The organism is Paraburkholderia sp. GAS82 (assembly GCF_050436285.1).
Lineage (GTDB): Bacteria > Pseudomonadota > Gammaproteobacteria > Burkholderiales > Burkholderiaceae > Paraburkholderia > Paraburkholderia phenazinium_B.
In genome coordinates this window covers 345019-360502 of the sequence record NZ_JBNDLX010000007.1, presented here as the reverse complement: position 1 = coordinate 360502, position 15484 = coordinate 345019, and the positions used below count along the sequence as shown (strand labels likewise).

At 61.9% G+C, this 15484-nt stretch carries 14 protein-coding genes; 5 read left to right on the top strand and 9 right to left on the bottom strand.

The window, feature by feature from the left end; translation table 11 throughout:
- The first annotated feature begins 303 nt into the window (after positions 1 to 303).
- Together P3T17_RS23440 and dhaK are read left to right on the top strand one after the other, a co-directional pair.
- The gene (locus P3T17_RS23440; protein ID WP_074269337.1) at positions 304 to 1428 is read left to right on the top strand and encodes a branched-chain amino acid ABC transporter substrate-binding protein; all 1125 of its coding nucleotides are present in this window, start codon (positions 304 to 306) and stop codon (positions 1426 to 1428) included.
- 216 nt (positions 1429 to 1644) lie between these two features.
- The gene (gene dhaK / locus P3T17_RS23435) at positions 1645 to 3351 is read left to right on the top strand and encodes a dihydroxyacetone kinase subunit DhaK (RefSeq protein ID WP_429409096.1); all 1707 of its coding nucleotides are present in this window, start codon (positions 1645 to 1647) and stop codon (positions 3349 to 3351) included.
- A gap of 4 nt (positions 3352 to 3355) precedes the next feature.
- Here the strand turns inward: dhaK and P3T17_RS23430 are convergent, their stop codons facing one another.
- Positions 3356 to 4261, bottom strand: a complete 906-nt coding sequence (locus P3T17_RS23430) for a LysR family transcriptional regulator (RefSeq protein WP_429409095.1) — start codon at positions 4259 to 4261, stop codon at positions 3356 to 3358.
- A gap of 124 nt (positions 4262 to 4385) precedes the next feature.
- Between P3T17_RS23430 and P3T17_RS23425 the strand changes: the two genes are divergently transcribed.
- A complete protein-coding gene (locus tag P3T17_RS23425) occupies positions 4386 to 5930 on the top strand; it encodes an MFS transporter (RefSeq protein ID WP_429409094.1) in 1545 nt (514 codons plus the stop codon).
- Positions 5931 to 6426: 496 nt separating this feature from the next.
- Here the strand turns inward: P3T17_RS23425 and P3T17_RS23420 are convergent, their stop codons facing one another.
- Both P3T17_RS23420 and P3T17_RS23415 read right to left on the bottom strand, forming a co-directional pair.
- Positions 6427 to 6843: a MarR family winged helix-turn-helix transcriptional regulator gene (locus tag P3T17_RS23420; RefSeq protein ID WP_074267699.1), complete on the bottom strand. Its 417-nt coding sequence runs from the start codon at positions 6841 to 6843 to the stop codon at positions 6427 to 6429.
- A 90-nt stretch (positions 6844 to 6933) separates the two neighbouring features.
- Positions 6934 to 7806, bottom strand: coding sequence for a hypothetical protein (locus tag P3T17_RS23415; RefSeq protein WP_429409093.1), 873 nt, complete (start codon positions 7804 to 7806; stop codon positions 6934 to 6936).
- A gap of 443 nt (positions 7807 to 8249) precedes the next feature.
- On the opposite strand from P3T17_RS23415, the gene P3T17_RS23410 reads away from it, so the two are divergent.
- Positions 8250 to 9209 carry a glycosyltransferase family 9 protein gene (locus P3T17_RS23410; protein WP_429409092.1) on the top strand — a complete coding sequence of 320 codons (960 nt, stop codon included), beginning with the start codon at positions 8250 to 8252 and terminating at the stop codon, positions 9207 to 9209.
- A gap of 39 nt (positions 9210 to 9248) precedes the next feature.
- Positions 9249 to 10136, top strand: coding sequence for a glycosyltransferase family 9 protein (locus tag P3T17_RS23405; protein WP_074267701.1), 888 nt, complete (start codon positions 9249 to 9251; stop codon positions 10134 to 10136).
- A 3-nt stretch (positions 10137 to 10139) separates the two neighbouring features.
- On the opposite strand, the gene P3T17_RS23400 is transcribed toward P3T17_RS23405, so the two are convergent.
- From P3T17_RS23400 to P3T17_RS23375, 6 genes are all read right to left on the bottom strand, one after another.
- Positions 10140 to 10403, bottom strand: a complete 264-nt coding sequence (locus tag P3T17_RS23400) for a hypothetical protein (RefSeq protein ID WP_074267702.1) — start codon at positions 10401 to 10403, stop codon at positions 10140 to 10142.
- Positions 10404 to 10447: 44 nt separating this feature from the next.
- The gene (locus tag P3T17_RS23395; protein ID WP_429409091.1) at positions 10448 to 12004 is read right to left on the bottom strand and encodes an FAD-dependent oxidoreductase; all 1557 of its coding nucleotides are present in this window, start codon (positions 12002 to 12004) and stop codon (positions 10448 to 10450) included.
- A gap of 140 nt (positions 12005 to 12144) precedes the next feature.
- Positions 12145 to 12525 (bottom strand): hypothetical protein, encoded by a 381-nt coding sequence (locus tag P3T17_RS23390; protein WP_074267704.1) that lies wholly within the window; start codon positions 12523 to 12525, stop codon positions 12145 to 12147.
- 378 nt (positions 12526 to 12903) lie between these two features.
- Positions 12904 to 13059: a DUF3309 family protein gene (locus P3T17_RS23385; RefSeq protein WP_074267705.1), complete on the bottom strand. Its 156-nt coding sequence runs from the start codon at positions 13057 to 13059 to the stop codon at positions 12904 to 12906.
- Positions 13060 to 13173: 114 nt separating this feature from the next.
- The gene (locus P3T17_RS23380; protein ID WP_429409090.1) at positions 13174 to 14766 is read right to left on the bottom strand and encodes an SH3 domain-containing protein; all 1593 of its coding nucleotides are present in this window, start codon (positions 14764 to 14766) and stop codon (positions 13174 to 13176) included.
- A 141-nt stretch (positions 14767 to 14907) separates the two neighbouring features.
- On the bottom strand, positions 14908 to 15363 hold the full coding sequence (locus tag P3T17_RS23375) for a hypothetical protein (RefSeq protein ID WP_074267706.1): 456 nt from the start codon (positions 15361 to 15363) through the stop codon (positions 14908 to 14910).
- Positions 15364 to 15484: the final 121 nt, after the last annotated feature.

Here is a 15484-nt window from a genome sequence, read left to right as displayed (position 1 = left end):
CAGAACAAACAATTGAACACGGCCAGTATAAGGCCGGCTGGGCGCATCAAATAAGGGTAATCCGCGCTGCCGCAATTCTTCTGTTTTCGGACCGATCGGTTCAATGCCGATCTTTTCGTTCTGACTACATTCGCCCTAACCCTTGAGCCATATCGCATCTGGCGATGCCTGGCTGGGGTAGGTGAACGCGCAAGGCCATCGTGGCCCGTTGCAGGTGTTTGTCAGTTGCTTCGCGCAGCGCGTTCCTGATTGAACCAACACTATGGCGGGTGAGGTATGAGCATGTTCGCAGGGTTTCGTCGTATGGCGACGGTCGGCATTCTGGGTGGGCTGGTTACGGCGGGCACAGGTTTGGCCCGTGCGGACGAAGTGGTCAGGATCGGTCACGTCGCACCGTTGACCGGTCCGAACGCCGAGTGGGGTAAAGACACGGAAAACGGCGCGCGTCTCGCCGTGGAAGAAATCAATGCGAAAGGACTGGTGATCGACGGCCACAAGGTGACCCTGGAACTGGATGCTCAGGATGACGCTTCGGATCCGCGTCAGGGCACCCAGGTGGCGCAAAAGCTGGTCGACGATCATGTCGCCGCGGTGGTTGGTCATATGAATTCAGGCACCACGATTCCGGCGTCGAAGATTTACAGCGATGCCGGCATCGTCGAAGTGTCGCCCTCGGCGACCAATCCGGTGTACACGCAACAGGGCTTCAAGACCGCGTACCGGGTGGTGGCGACGGATGCGCAACAGGGACCGGCCCTGGCGAATTACGCACAGAAGGACCTGAAGGCGAAAACCGTAGCGATCGTTGACGACGCAACCGCCTATGGCCAGGGCCTCGCCAACGAGTTCGAGAAACAGGCGAAGGCAGATGGGCTCAACGTGTTGTCGCACGACGCGACCACCGACAAGGCGGTCGATTTCCGTTCGATTCTTACGAAGATCAAGGGTGAGCATCCGGACATCATCATGTATGGCGGTATGGATGCCACTGGCGGTCCGTTTGCCAAGCAGGCGCGTGCGCTTGCCATTACTTCGCGGGTGCTGGGTGGCGACGGTCTGTGTGCCGACTCACTGGCGAAGCTGGCGGGTGACGCCGCCGACAATGTCGTGTGCTCGATTGCCGGCATGCCGCTTGAGAAGATGCCGGATGGTCCTGCATTCGAGCAGCGTTACGAAGCACGTTTTCATCAACATGTGCAGCTGAATGCGCCGTTTGCCTACGACGCCGTGTATATCATCGTCGATGCAATGAAGCGCGCGAATTCGACGCAGCCCGCGAGCATTCTCGCGGCGATGCCGGCGGCAAATTTTGTCGGCGTACTGGGCCGTACCCAGTTCGACGCGCATGGCGATCTGAAGCAGGGTGCGATCTCGCTCTATGACTACAAGAGCGGCAAGCAGACCCTGCTTACGGTGGTGAAGATGTGAGCGTCTGGTTGGGGCCTAGGCGCCGCTTCGTTTCCAGCTTCTTTTCGTGGTCCTGGTTTCCTGCATTGCCGTGCAATTCGACGTTATACGCCAAGCCGCGGTAAAGTCCGGTTTCCGGTGATGTGTTTGCAACTGTTTCTCGACAGACTCGCAACCCCAGCCGCGACCGGCTCGTGATGGAGACAGGGCCCGCGGCCTACAAGGAAGCTGGCGCATATGAAAAAGCTCATCAACGATGTTTCCGCGGTAGTCCCCGACATGCTCGACGGACTCGCTGCGCTCAACCCCAACCTTTCCTTGCTGCAGGGCGGCACGATCATCGTGCGTGCGGATGCAGAAGCGGCCGCCCGGCGCGGCGAGGTCGCGCTGATTTCCGGTGGTGGCTCGGGACATGAACCGGCACACGCGGGTTATGTCGGCGCGGGCATGCTCAGCGCAGCGGTAGCAGGTGAAGTGTTCACGTCGCCGTCGACGGATGCTGTGCTCGACGCAATCCGCGCTGTAGCGGGTCCCGCAGGCGTGCTGCTGATCGTCAAGAACTACACGGGCGACCGCTTCAATTTCGGCCTCGCCGCGGAGATCGCACGCGCAGAAGGTACCAAGGTCGAGATGGTTATCGTTGCGGACGACGTCGCGCTGGCAGCAAGCGGTGAGCACGCCGGCCGGCGCGGTCTGGCCGGCACGGTGCTGGTTCACAAGATTGCGGGCGCGGCTGCCGCCGAGGGACGTCCGCTGGCAGAAGTGGCCCAGGTGGCTCGCGAGGCCGCCAGCAAGCTCGGCACCATGGGCGTGGCGTTGACGCCGTGCACTGTGCCGGCGGCAGGTAAGGCGGGTTTTACGCTGGCCGATGGCGAGATCGAGTGGGGGCTAGGGATCCATGGCGAGCCAGGCGTCGAACGTGGCGCGCTGGAGTCCGCTGATGCGATCGTCGCGAGGCTGCTGACGAAAATCGTCGACGACCTTGCGCTGCAGACGAGCGAGCGGGTCGCGTTGCTGGTGAACAATCTCGGTGGCACGCCGCAGAGCGAGTTGAGCATTGTGGCCGCTTCAGCACTGCGCTACCTTCGGGAGCGGCACATCAGCGTCGAGCGCGCGTGGGCTGGCACTTTCTTGAGCGCGCTAGAAATGGCCGGTGTTTCGCTCACCTTATTACGCCTCGACGATCAGCGGCTGGCGTGGCTCGACGCGCCTGCACATACGTCGGCTTGGCCCGCTTTGAGCGGTCGTATTGCACAGGCGTCCATCAAAGACGCGCCGACCGCGCCTCGTGAGAGCCACGACGCGCGGCTCGCCCGCGAATCCCGGTTGCGCCGTGTAATCGAAGCGGTTTGCGCGTGCCTGATCGATGCGGAACCGGTCCTGACCGAGATGGATCAACGTGTGGGCGATGGCGACCTGGGCATCAGTCTCTCGCGCGGCGCGCGTGGCATTCTTCAGGAAATCGGCAACTACCCGGCAGAGACGGCGCCAGGTGCGGTATTGCGGGCCGTGTCCGCAACAGTCCGGCGCGTCGTGGGTGGGACTTCGGGGCCGCTCTATGCCGTCATGTTGTTGCGTGCGGGCAGTGTGCTCGATCAATCCACCGGGGCCGATGCGAAGCGTTGGACAGACGCATTTAGCGCGGGCGTCGCGGCGCTGATGGAACTCGGCGGTGCGCATCCTGGCGATCGCACGATGGTAGACGCGCTTCAGCCTGCTGCCGAAGCATTGCAAGGCGCGCTCGCGCATTCGGCTGATGTCGACGCTGCGTTGCTGGCCGCGGTCAATGCAGCCAAAGCTGGTGCGAAGCAGACGGCATCGATGAGTCCGCGGCTAGGGCGTTCCAGTTACGTCGGCAAGCGCGCGCTCGGTTTCGCCGATCCTGGTGCGCACGCAGTGGGACTTTGGCTTGCTGCAATACGAACAGCGTTGCAGGGTAGCTAGTGCGTCAGGCGCGAATCATGTCCGGAATTTCTGCCACGAGGGCATCGATCGCGCAACGGGTCTTGAGCGGCAGATAACGCGTCTTTGGCCACACCGCGTGGATGTCCTGCGCCCGCACGCCGCAGCGCTCTCTCACGACGGCGAGCTCACCTGTCTGCACGTGGCGTTTCAGCAACCAGCATGGCAATTGCACGAGGCCGAAGCCGGCAATGCCGGCGTCTGCGATTGCCTGGACGTCGTCGAGGCTTAGTTGCGGTGTGATGCGCAATTCCTGTTGATGGCCGTCGCTATCGAGCACGCGCCAAGGCGCCGATACTCCACCGCGCGAGTAGGCGATGCCGGCATGCCCGTGGAGGTCGTCGAGGTCCGCAGGCATGCCGTACTGCTTCAGATAAGACGGCGCGGCGCCGATGCTCATGTGCTGCACACCGAGACGGCGCGCGGCCAGACTCGTGCTGTCATGCAGATCGCCGATACGCACCGCCAGATCAAACCCTTCCTCGATGAGATCCACGGCCCGGTCCGTAAACGACATATCGATCTGCAGTTGCGCGTGCTGGCGTGCAAGTTCGAACAGCACCGGCGCGACGCATTGATGGCCGAACGCAATCGGCACGCTGACACGTAAGCGGCCTTGCGGGTCGGTGCGCTCACTCTCCAGGTCGGCCTCTGCCGCTTCCAGTTCGGCTAGCGCCCGCACGCAGCGGTCGTAATAGGCTTGGCCGGCTTCAGTCAGCGTCTGGCTGCGCGTCGTGCGATTCAGGAGGCGCACGCCGAGCCGGGTCTCGAGCCGCGTAATCACCTTGCCGACAGCCGAGCGCGTGAGGTGCATGCGCTCGGCCGCCAGCGTGAAACTGCCCGCGTCGACCACCTGTACGAAGGTCGTTACGCCATCGAGCCGGTCCGTCATATTGGGTCCCTGCAGGAATAATTCAAGGGAAAAACTCTCGTCAATGGGGAAGTGTGGTCCCGATATATTAATCCTGAACTCGCGCTTTGCGCGATCGGACCTTATCCAACCTCCGGTGGTACCCATGACGCACACCCATAATCCGAGAAACGCCCTCGCACTGGCTGCGGTTTGCCTGACCTCATTGATGTTCGGCCTCGAAATTTCCAGCGTACCAACCATTCTCCCGACGCTTCAGACCGTGCTGCACGGTGATTTCAAGTCGATGCAATGGATCATGAATGCGTACACGATTGCGTGCACAACCGTGTTGATGGCAACCGGCGCACTCGCGGATCGCTTCGGTCGAAAGCGCGTGTACGCCGCCACGATCGTGCTGTTTGCGATCACGTCGTTGCTTTGCGGCATCGCGCAGAGCGTGTCGGCTTTGATCGCGAGCCGGTTTCTGCAAGGGATCGGCGGAGGCGCCATGCTGATCTGCCAGGTGGCGGTGCTTTCGCATCAGTTTCAGGAAGGCCGCGAGCGCAGCAGGGCGTTTGCAGCCTGGGGAATCATCCTTGGCATCGGACTTGGATTCGGTCCCATCATTGGCGGCGTGATCGTCGCGGTATCGAACTGGCAGTGGGTTTTTCTGATCCACGTTTTTGTTTCGCTCATGGCACTGGGCCTGGTCTTCGCCGGCGTGCAGGAGTCGCGCGATCCGGAGGCGAAACGTCTGGATGTGGCGGGCGTCGTCACACTTTCCGTGGCGTGCTTCGGGCTCGTTTACTACATTACGCAAGGCCCGGATCTGGGTTTCGGGAGCGTCGCTGCAATCAGCATCATTGCCGTGGCGGTGTTGAGTTTCATCGCGTTCCTGGTGGTGGAGCGGCGCAGTCCGCGGCCGATGTTCGATTTCTCGGTGCTGCGCATCCGCAGTTTTTCGGGCGCGCTGTTCGGCTCGATGGGGATGAATTTCAGTTTCTGGCCGTTCATGATCTATCTGCCGATCTATTTTCATGGGGGTCTGGGCTATGCGAGCGTTAGCGCCGGGCTGTCGCTGCTTGCCTATACCTTGCCCACACTGGTCGTTCCGCCGCTAGCCGAGCGGCTCGTGCTTCGCTACGAGGCACGCAGGGTGATTCCGCTTGGCATGTTCACAATCGGCCTCGGCTTCATTCTGATGAAGTTCGGTAGTAGTGCCGAGCATGCGGACTGGCTCACGATGTTGCCCGGCTGTTTGTTGTCCGGGATCGGGCTGGGTCTGACCAACACGCCGGTAACGAACACGGCCACCGGCGCAGTCTCTGCGGACCGCGCGGGGATGGCTTCTGGCATCGACATGAGTGCGCGGCTGATCACGCTTGCGATCAACATCGCCGTGATGGGGTTTATTCTTCTTGAAGGTGTGCTGTCGTACCTGAAACATGCGCTTGAGGCGATTGCCGACGAGGGACAATTGCAGCAGCTCGCCGAAAAAGTGGCCGCAGGGGACATGAGTTTGCTAAACCATGATGCGGTACTTGCGACGATCGATTCGCATGGCGCGATCGTTCATGCCGCGCTCGTGCATGGGTTTGGTCTGGTGATGCTCTATGGTGGTCTCGGCGTTTGGGCTTTAGCGCTGCTTAGCGCCTTGACGTTCGGTCCTGGCGTGCGGCAGCGCAGGGCAGCGAACTATGTCGCATAACAGGTCGCCAAAACGCTAGCCTGTCGGGCGGGCTGTTGCGGCGCGCCAAGCCGGTTGATCATCGCCGGGCTTTCCGCGCCGCCTGCCTCGTTTTGCGGTTCGCTTGCGGTTTAGCGTGAACATAGGGTAGCGGCCTCCACTAGCGCGTCCTGTCGTGCGGGGTTCTGAAAGAACGCGTCAAGGCTTACGTGCTCATCGTTTGCAACCTTCTGAAGACACAAGGCGTTGTTGGCGGGCACGCTTGAAGCCGCTAAAACAGCAGCGATCGCAAACAAGGCAATCGCAGCTAGCGTAATCGCGATGCCAACCGTCCAGTGCCGCTTTCCTTCCGCCTTGAGCGCGCCTCGCTGAGAGGCCTCACAGACATTCAGACGCTGTAGCGCAAGCTTTTCCATTCGGGCTTCCTCAATTTGATTAGCAAGGCAATCATTTGTGGTGAAAAATGAGCGAACAATGATTGGCGCAGGAAAATGAACAACCGAACAAACGGACTGCGCTAATCGAGTGCCTTGCGGACGTCGTGCATGGTAGAGACAGCGGATTCGAACAGGCCGGGCCCAATTTTCCGGCGCAACGCTTTGGCAATGTCCGCGCTCGCCTCGTTGATGGGCCGCTCGAGTGCCTTGCCCGAGCGGGTAGGGTATACGCCCCATTCCCTGCCGTCCGCTTCACCCTGACGCCGTTCCACCAACTCCTTGTCGCAAAGGTTGTCGATGAGACGGGTAGCGGTGGGACGAGCGATGCCCAGTAGATCGGCCACCTGACTGCTCAAGCAACCCGGCGTTGCAAGCACGACACGCAGCACAAACCCTTGCGCCGGTGTGAGTCCAAAGCCGGCGTAGGCAATAGTCCATTCGCGCTCGACCAGGCGGCCAAGGGCGACGGAGTTGAAGTAAAGGCAATGATCGAACATGGAGCGTATTAAAGCGCAATATGATTAGCTTGGCAACTAATGTTTTCAGGCGAGGGCTCCGCTAATTCACCCTGGTATCTGTTGAGCGCGTTAGCCCGACCGCTTGGCGTTGCCGTTGTAATAGCGCAAATCGCTGCTGTTGAGCAGTCGCTCCATGTACGGACCACGGCGCATCAAAGGCGCCGTCGCCAGGCATTCCTTCTTTCCGCGCAGCCGGTCGTCCTGCGTAAGGTCCGGATGGGTTCGATCCGTCGGAGCGTCTTCCGCGCTCGGCCAATGCTGGCAGAACAGACTGAGCGGCTCGCAAGCGTGCCGGAAGTGCGGATGGACCGGCTCGCGCTCCGGCATGTTGATGATCGCGCGCCGCCCGAAGCGCTCGACCACTGCCGCATACAGTTCCTTCTCCAGAAAGTCGCCGTCTTTCACGCGCATCCCTGACAGCATGTCCAGGAACGCGGGCGTTGCCCTCGCGATGAAGAACTGGGTGGAGAGCGACTTTCTCTCGCGAATCCCATAGCGGAATCCAAGCGGCCTGATGGCGCTAGCGAGCCCGGCGCGCAGCCGCCTTCCGAGCAACGGCGAGCGTTTCCACTGCGGGATGCAATCGGTGCTCCAGGAGGAGGCGGCGATCATCGCATGAGGTTTTTCCGCGAGCTTATCGAGGTACCGCCTGATGACGTTCTGATCGAATATCCAGGTGTCGGCTTCGAGGTGGATAACGTAATCGGCCTGAAAGCGGTCGATGGCCGCCGTGACGGAGGCGAGCAGCAGATCGGCTGCGCCGGAGGTCAGCGGTCGCGGCTCGCGCTTGACGAGGACGTCTTCGATATAACGCGTATAGCCGTCATCCGAACAGGCATGCACCACAGGCCATTTGTAGGCCCAGTTGAGCTTGATGATCTCCATGGAGATGCGCGCGCAATCGATGCGATTGAACGAGGTCAGGCACACGACAACTTGCATGGCTGGAAATGACGGTCAGAAAATGAGCCGGACGGCGTGATGCACAGGGGGATCCCCATAGTCAAAATCGAAAGCGGACATGGCTGCGCCTCCCGGTCGATTCCAGCGGCATAGTGCATGAAGCGCGCCGCGTCACGAACTCAAGAGTCTTACCGAAAGTTTCAGCGCTTCGCGAGAAAACGCGTGCCGCGCGCGCCGCTCGAAGGGGGCAGAGTCGCGCCGGTGCTAGCGCTTCGGTACGCGGCACGGGCCGGCTGGCTGGGCGCTGCAAGCACCTCAAGAAATGCTTCGAAATCAAATCGCCAAAGCGGACCACCTGGTTGGCTTCGCGCGCAGGTTCTCCAGGCTTTCAAAATCGAAATATGGTGCAAGACTCCGAAATCCATGATTTAGCCGTTCTTGTGGCAACATTCGAGCGAATCGACTTTGGCCGGATTGACAGTATGGGGAATGACAAGGCGCATCAGGCGGATCGCACCGGTTCGATCGGCAGCGGCTTGCCTGACGTGCAATCCGGCCCGCAAAGCGTCGCGTTCGTCATGTCGCCCGCCTTGGGCGACACCCTGAACCTGCTCATCGTCGCGAACAATCTTGTGCTCGCCGGCTGGCGGGTAGACGTGTTTGGCGCCCACGCCCATGCGCTTGCCGCGTGGTTCCCGAATCTGAGCGTTGCCCCCGCGCTCGAGCCGGGTGATGTGCGCAACGTGCTCACCGGTTATGCGCATGTCATCCAGATGCATCGCGACCGGCCGCTCGCGCAGGTGGGAGACTGGCATCCGGGCTTTATCGACCTGCACGACGTGGAATACGCCGATAACCCGCATTGCATGGCGAAGCGCTTCGCCGATTTCGCAGCAGCGCGATTCGAGCTTCAAAACGTGGTGGTTTCGAATGGCATGCGGCCGCCAGCCGATCTGGTGTTTCGTAAACACGGCTCGCGTGTGGCGGTTCATCCGGAGGCGAGCACGCCTGACAAACGTTGGTCGCCAGAGCGCTTCCTCGACCTGTTTCGCCGTCTCCAGGCAACCGGGATGCAGGTGGAATTCATTCTCGCAGAGCGCGAGCGTTCGCGTTGGGAGCAACGTGCCGACCCGCTACCGCCGCTTCGTTCGTTTGCTTCCTCGGCGCAGCTGGCGGAATGGCTCTACGAATCCGGCTGGTTTATCGGCAACGATTCTGGCGTCGGACATCTGGCGTCTGCGCTCGGTATTCCGACGTTGACTATCTTCCGCCGGCGCGGCGTCGCGCAGCGTTGGCGTCCGGGCTTCACGGCCGGAGTCATTGTTTTGCCGTCATGGTGGGTGCCGACGGCGAGGCTCAAGGAGCGCTGGTGGCGCGAGAGCATCAGCGTCCGGCGCGTGGTCAAGGCCTTTAGCGGGTTGCGTTCTCGCGCGGCGGGTTAGTTAGGCGCACATAAGAAGTTCAACGGGGATGTGTGGAAGATGAAGGCGAAGCTTGAAGGTGCCGCGTCGATCGCCGTAGCAATGCCGACGGCCATCGGCGATGCGTTGTTGATGATGGTGCTCGTCAACAACCTGATAAGGAATGGTTACCGCCTCACCGTCTTTAGCTGGGTGATAGCGGATCTGGCCGACTGGTTCCCGGGCGTCGACGTGCGTCACGAGCGGGAGGCGAGCGGAAAATTCGATCTGGTGATCCAGTTGCGCGCGACCCCATTGGGTGCCTCGCTGGCGGCGGATGGCGAAGTCTGCGAAATCGTCCGCTGTGAAGCGTTTCAGGCGCTTGGGCATATGATCGACATGATCGTTGCTGTGGCGCGTGACAACTTTGGCCTCGCCGACGTCACACGCCACAATGGGATTGCTGTGCCGAACTGGATTCGCTTTCGGATCCACGAGCGGCGAGTGGCGATTCATCCCACCGGTAGTCACGTGGAAAAAATGTGGCCGCGCAACAAGTTTCTCGCGCTGGTGCGCAAGCTCGTGCAGCGCGATTTTCAACCGACCTTTCTGGTTGCGCCCTGCGAACGGCACACCTGGCTGATGGACCATGAGGCGGCCCAACGGCTCCAGTCATTCGACAGTCTCGGGGATGTGGCGGCCTGGATTGCCGAATCCGGATGGTTTATCGGCAACGACTCCGGTCTTGGGCATCTGGCGTCCGCGCTGGGGGTGCCGACTTTGTCGCTGTTCATGCGACGCGGCATCGCCCGCACCTGGCGCCCTAACTGGGGACATGGGGCGATTGTGCTGCCCTACAACCTGCTCCTCGGCGGCGCACTCAAGGAACGCTACTGGAAAACGGCGCTTACCGATGGCCGTGTGTTGCGCTCGTTCGATCGCCTGCGCCTCGAAGTCGATCCACGTTGACGGTTAACGCGGCGCACGCTGAGGGGGATGGGTGCGCGTCTCTTGCGACGCCGGCCCGGCGGTCTCACGCTCGGGTAATTCAAGCTTCAGTAGCTGTTGCTCCAGACGATTGATGCGGTTGCGCTGTTGCGGCGCGATCGACGCCTGGCGCAGCGAATTGAGGCGGCCGCGCCAGTACGTGAGCGATGGGACCGTATTGGCGGCCGTGATGTGTCCGAACACATATTCGAGGTGCCGGAGTTCCTGTTCCACGTCTCGGTGGTTCATTGTTTTTTCGCTGTGGTTTCGGGATTGTTTTGATAAATGGCCGCTCACCCGGCGGTGGCGTTTTCCTGCTCCTTGGCTAGTCGAAGCGCCTCGGAGGGCGACACTCCCATTTGCATCGATTCGATCAGGCGCGCGGTTGCAGCTTCGCGCCCGCAGGCCAGTGCTCCTACGACGATGTTCGCCTTCACAAACAGGGCGAGGAAATGGTGCTGCTCGAGGTCGCCGTCGATTGTTACGGTATCCCAACCGCTGGCGTGCCCCAGGTATTCGAAGTTCATGCCGTAGTGATAAGTCCAGAAATACGGCACACCCGCGTAAGGCTTGCGCGCACCGTGCATGTTTCGCGCGGCGATAAATCCGTGCTGCTGCGCGAGACGCCAGTGCTCGATGTGTACGGGTTCCTGATCCTCGTATAACGGAAACGCCGCGATATCTCCGGCGGCATAGAGACCAGGTGCTGCCTGCATGCCGGCGTTGACCAGCACACTGCCGTCCTTTTGCAACGGCAGTCCTTTGACGAAACCGGTGGCGGGCGCAACGCCTGTGGCAAGCAGAACCACGTCCGCGGCGATGCGCGTGCCGTTTTCGAGCACGACGTCCCGCACGCGCGTATCGCCGGTAAGTTCCGTCACCTTCTCGTTCAGTCTGAATGTGACGCCATGGCTCTCGTGCAGGCGCTGAAACAGCGTGCCGAGACGGGCGCCGAATTGACGCTCGAAGGGGACTTTTTCAGGCGACACGATGGTGACCTGTGTGCCACGCTCGCGCAGCGCCGACGCCACCTCGAGTGCGATAAAGCTGCTGCCGACGATGACGGCATGCTGTGCTGATTTCAGCGTCTCGCTCAAGGCACTGGCGTCCTGCAGATTGCGCAGCATGTGCACGGATCCAAGCTCGCAGCCGGGGATGGGCGGAGCCTTGGGCGTGCCTCCAGATGCCAGCAGCGCGGTGTCGTACGTCAGTTCGCGCCCGTCCTTGAGGCGAATCTGGCGCTTTGGAACATCGAGCTCGACGATCGTCGCGGTGATGCGCTCGATTTGCCCGTTTTCCAGCCAGTGCCCGGGTAACAGCGGCGGCACATCCTTGACGGCCATCTCCCCCGATGGCACGAATTTGCTCAGCGCGGTCCGGTCGTACGGCTCCTGAGATTCCTCTCCGATCAGGGTAATGCGCCCATTGAAGCCGATTCTGCGCAACTCGGAGCAGGCTGCCGCACCTGCCGCGCCTGCGCCGATCACGACGAATTTCGGCGTATCGCTGAACTCCGTCGCTCGCGGTCTTTCCAGCTTTTGCGGCGTAACCATGACTTCACCATCGCGCACTTCGACCGGGTAACGGTCCAGCCCCATGAGTGCAGGCGGTTCGAGGACGTCCCCGCTGGTGGCGTCGAACGTTCCCTTGTGCCACGGGCAAACGATATGGCCGTTGCAAAGGGCGCCTTCTTCTAGTGGGCCGCCCGCATGGGGGCAGTCTGCGCCGAAGGCACGCACCGTATCACCATCGCGTACGAGCAGGATCTTCTCGCCGTCTACCTCGACGCGTGTCGCGTGCTCTGTGGCTAGTTGCGTCAGGCTGATGACGCGCCGGGCATCTGTTGGCATGGTGGGTTCCTCAAAGAACGCGAGTCAGGCAAGTCATGTGGGCTGCAGACGTACTCTTGCAACCCAGGCAATAGGGGGCGGCGGCGCGCGCGCCGCCGCTTTATGTGGCGCGTCTTCGCGCCGTCAAGTTGCTGGCCACGTTACTGGCCGTTCTGCATCGTGCCGTTCGGGGCCATCTGGTTCGGGCTGGTCATGTTGTTACGCGGGCTGGTGGCCGAGTTAGGCGATGCTCCCGAACCTGTACCCATCCCGCCGCCAGTAGCGGTCGTGCCCGGCGAACCGTAGCCGCTGGTGTCAGCCGGACTTTTCACGCTGCCGGGGCCGCTAGGTGCAACCGTCCCGCCTGTACCAATCCCGCCGCCGTTGCCGCTGGCTCCGCCTACGCCGGCACCCCCACCAGCACCGGCCCCGGCGCCACCAGCACCCGCGCCAGCGCCTCCGGCACCACCTGCTGCATAGACACCACCAGACAGGGCCATGACGAGCGCCGATGCAAGAATTTTCTTCGTTGTGCTGTTCATTTTCAGATCCTCCAGAAGGTAGGGTTGTCACGCAGACAGATATCCATCTGCACACTTTTATGGGCCGCAAGCAGCGTGCCTCACTTTGGCGCGGCGCCAAGGCGCAGATCGCGACGAGACGAAGAGAAGGGCGGGCGGTTGACGCCTGCTCTGGATGTGGACAATGCCGGTCTGGTGTTACGTGCTGGAGGGATGGGAGATGCGCAAAACAACAATGCACGGATTGCCGGGGCAGTGTAAGAATCACTGCGCGGTGCGGGCGGCGCGTTGCCAGTAGTTGGGACTGCGGATGGTCAGGTGGACGCGCAGCCCGCCAGTTTGACAAACCAAACGGTAAAACTGACGGGTTACGCGTTTCGCGGTGTCGCTACATCTGGGTTATATCTGCCCCATCACGACCAGAACGATCACGACGATGACGACAATACCGATCGTGCCTGTCGGCGCATAACCCCATGAGCGGCTATGCGGCCATGCTGGAAAGGCGCCGATGAGCAGCAGGATCAGAACGATCAGAAGAATGGTTCCCAACATAACGCCTCCGGATACTTGTGGTTGATCATGACAGGGGCCTGAGGCCCCTGCGCTTGCAGCTACCTGCTGCAAGTGCCATGCCAGGGTCAAGGTAACCGGGAAGCGAAGCTGTGTTCAGCCGGCGGGATTGTCGTCGTCGGGTTGAACGGGCGTGCCTTCGCCAGGCGCGCCGATGATGCTGATCTGGAAGATGCGCGTGGCCGCGAGCGATTGAAGGCTTGGGTCCTCGGGGACATGCGCGAGCAGCGGAAAGATCACCGAGCCGCCAATTACCGCGCGGCGGCTGTTGTCCGCCGGGCGCAAGCCCCACACGTCCTGATAGACCACGGGCACCACCTGAGCGTCGCGCGTGGTGTTGCCGAGATACAGCATCACGTGGCCGCCGATATAGATGAGCGTGCGCATCGGCACGCCGTGCTCGGCAAGGTAAGCGATGCGTTGCTCTGGCGTGTCGGCGGACAGGTCGGTCATGCGCCCAGCGCTCATCTGTGTCGACGAATGGCGCGGCAACCATACGCCGAACGCGGCAAAAATGCTTTGCGTTTCGGACGAGCAATCGTTGTAGAAGTCGGCATTGCCCCAGCCATATGGCCGCCCGATCAGCGCCTTGATCAGCATCGCCAGATGGCGTGGCGTGGCTGCGAGGGGCGCAGTGGCCACCTGTGCATCGCTTAGTTGTGCGATGCGCGCCACGGCATGACCGTTTGCGTCGCGGGCGGGGACCATCACGCTGCGCTGGGTTGCGCTATCGTCGGGTGCGACCGGCAGCAAGGTACCGGCGGGTGCATCGAAACGGAAAGTGCCCTGGCTGTCGCGCACCGGCGCCGATGCCACGACGACGGCGGCGAGTCCGTTGCGTGCCGCGCTGCGCCAGATGTCGATAAACGCGTCGTTCACGAGGCCCACCTCGTCGCTGCGCACCCAGCCTTGCACATCGGGCGTCTGCACGTAGTACCAGCCGCCGTCGAGACTGCTGCCCAGCACATAGAGCGGCGTGCCGGGACGGGCGGCCGAGACTTGCAGATTGTCGAACGGATAGCCTTCGCCAGCGAGGCGGTGATCGTAGAACGACGGGTCGATGGTCGGCAGTTCACGCACCAGCACGTTGCCGGTTGCAATGGCGCGGCGCGCAGCCGAGTATCCTGGCGCTCGCTCGAACTGGCCGACATCCATGTTCTGCTCGATGGCGTCGATCCAGGCCTTTGTGTGAGGCCGGAAGTTCTGGCCGTAGCCGAGTTCGTCGGCAGCCTTGCCGGTGTTGTCGAACTCCGCAATACGGCGGCGCTGCAGGGCGGCGATGTCTGCTCCGCCATCGCGGTAGACGCGTGTGTCGACGTAAGCGCGATTCCACGGCGAAGCATCGCTTTCTGCTGCGCCGAAGTAGCGGGCGCGCAACGCTTCAAAATGAGTCTGCTGGTCCGCAGCGCTCAGGAACGGTTGATCGTAGCCAGGGCTGGCCGGGTCGATCCAGTGATCGACGTCCTGGTCGTAGGCGTCCATCGGGAACACGCTGACCGGATCGATACCGATACGCACCTGCGTAGTGGGCGCAGACGGCGGCGTGGCGCACGCCGCGAGCGCGAGGCACAGCGCAGCGGTGGGCAGGCACAGCCACGTGCGGGAGCGAGCCCGCCACGAAGGTGGCGGGGCGATGCGAGGCAATAGCGGGGAGGCGGACTCGATGCGGGGCGCTGCGGCAGACGGCATGGTGCTCGACGGTGGGTGGCCAAGGTGCAGATAATACGACGGTCTGCCTGCTGTCCACCAGCGAGAACCGCGCAGCGCGCTAATCGGCGAGTCGCGCGGTGAACCACTTGGCCAATCACTTAGCCAACTTCGGCGAGCGTATTACTGCGTCTGAGACGAGGCGTGCGGCACGTCGGCGCCTGCGTGCTCGCCGTGAGGCGCGCGGTTGGCCTCGACGATATCCTCGGCAAGGCTGGTACGCAGCGTTGCGATGGCCTGATCCGGATTCGCCGGCTTCAGTTGTTCGCGCGCGAGCGACTCATAAATGAAATGCCGCAACATCGGGTCTTGGGTCTTGTTAAGCACATCGTGATAGACGCCGATGATTTCGCTTTCGTGTCCGGTCATCGCGTAAAGCCTGCGTAACTGTTCCAGGTCGTTGATCACGGCGAAGCCCGGACCGTGGGGCGGCGGCATGCCTTCGCCGTGAGAGGGTTGGCCATGACCCATCAGGCCGTCCATCTGAGGTGGCGGCGAGGTGTCTTGCTGTGCGGTTGCAGAGAACGTAGCGGTGATCAGCAGCGCGGCCACCGCCGTGCTCACAAAGGCCTTTTTCATATTATCGATTCCATCGGATCAGCGTCGGCACGACAGTGCGCCGACCATGTGGACACGATAGTGGAGATAGCCGATTGTAGGGTTACGGAAGTCCGTCTGGACCTTACACAACCTTGCAGGC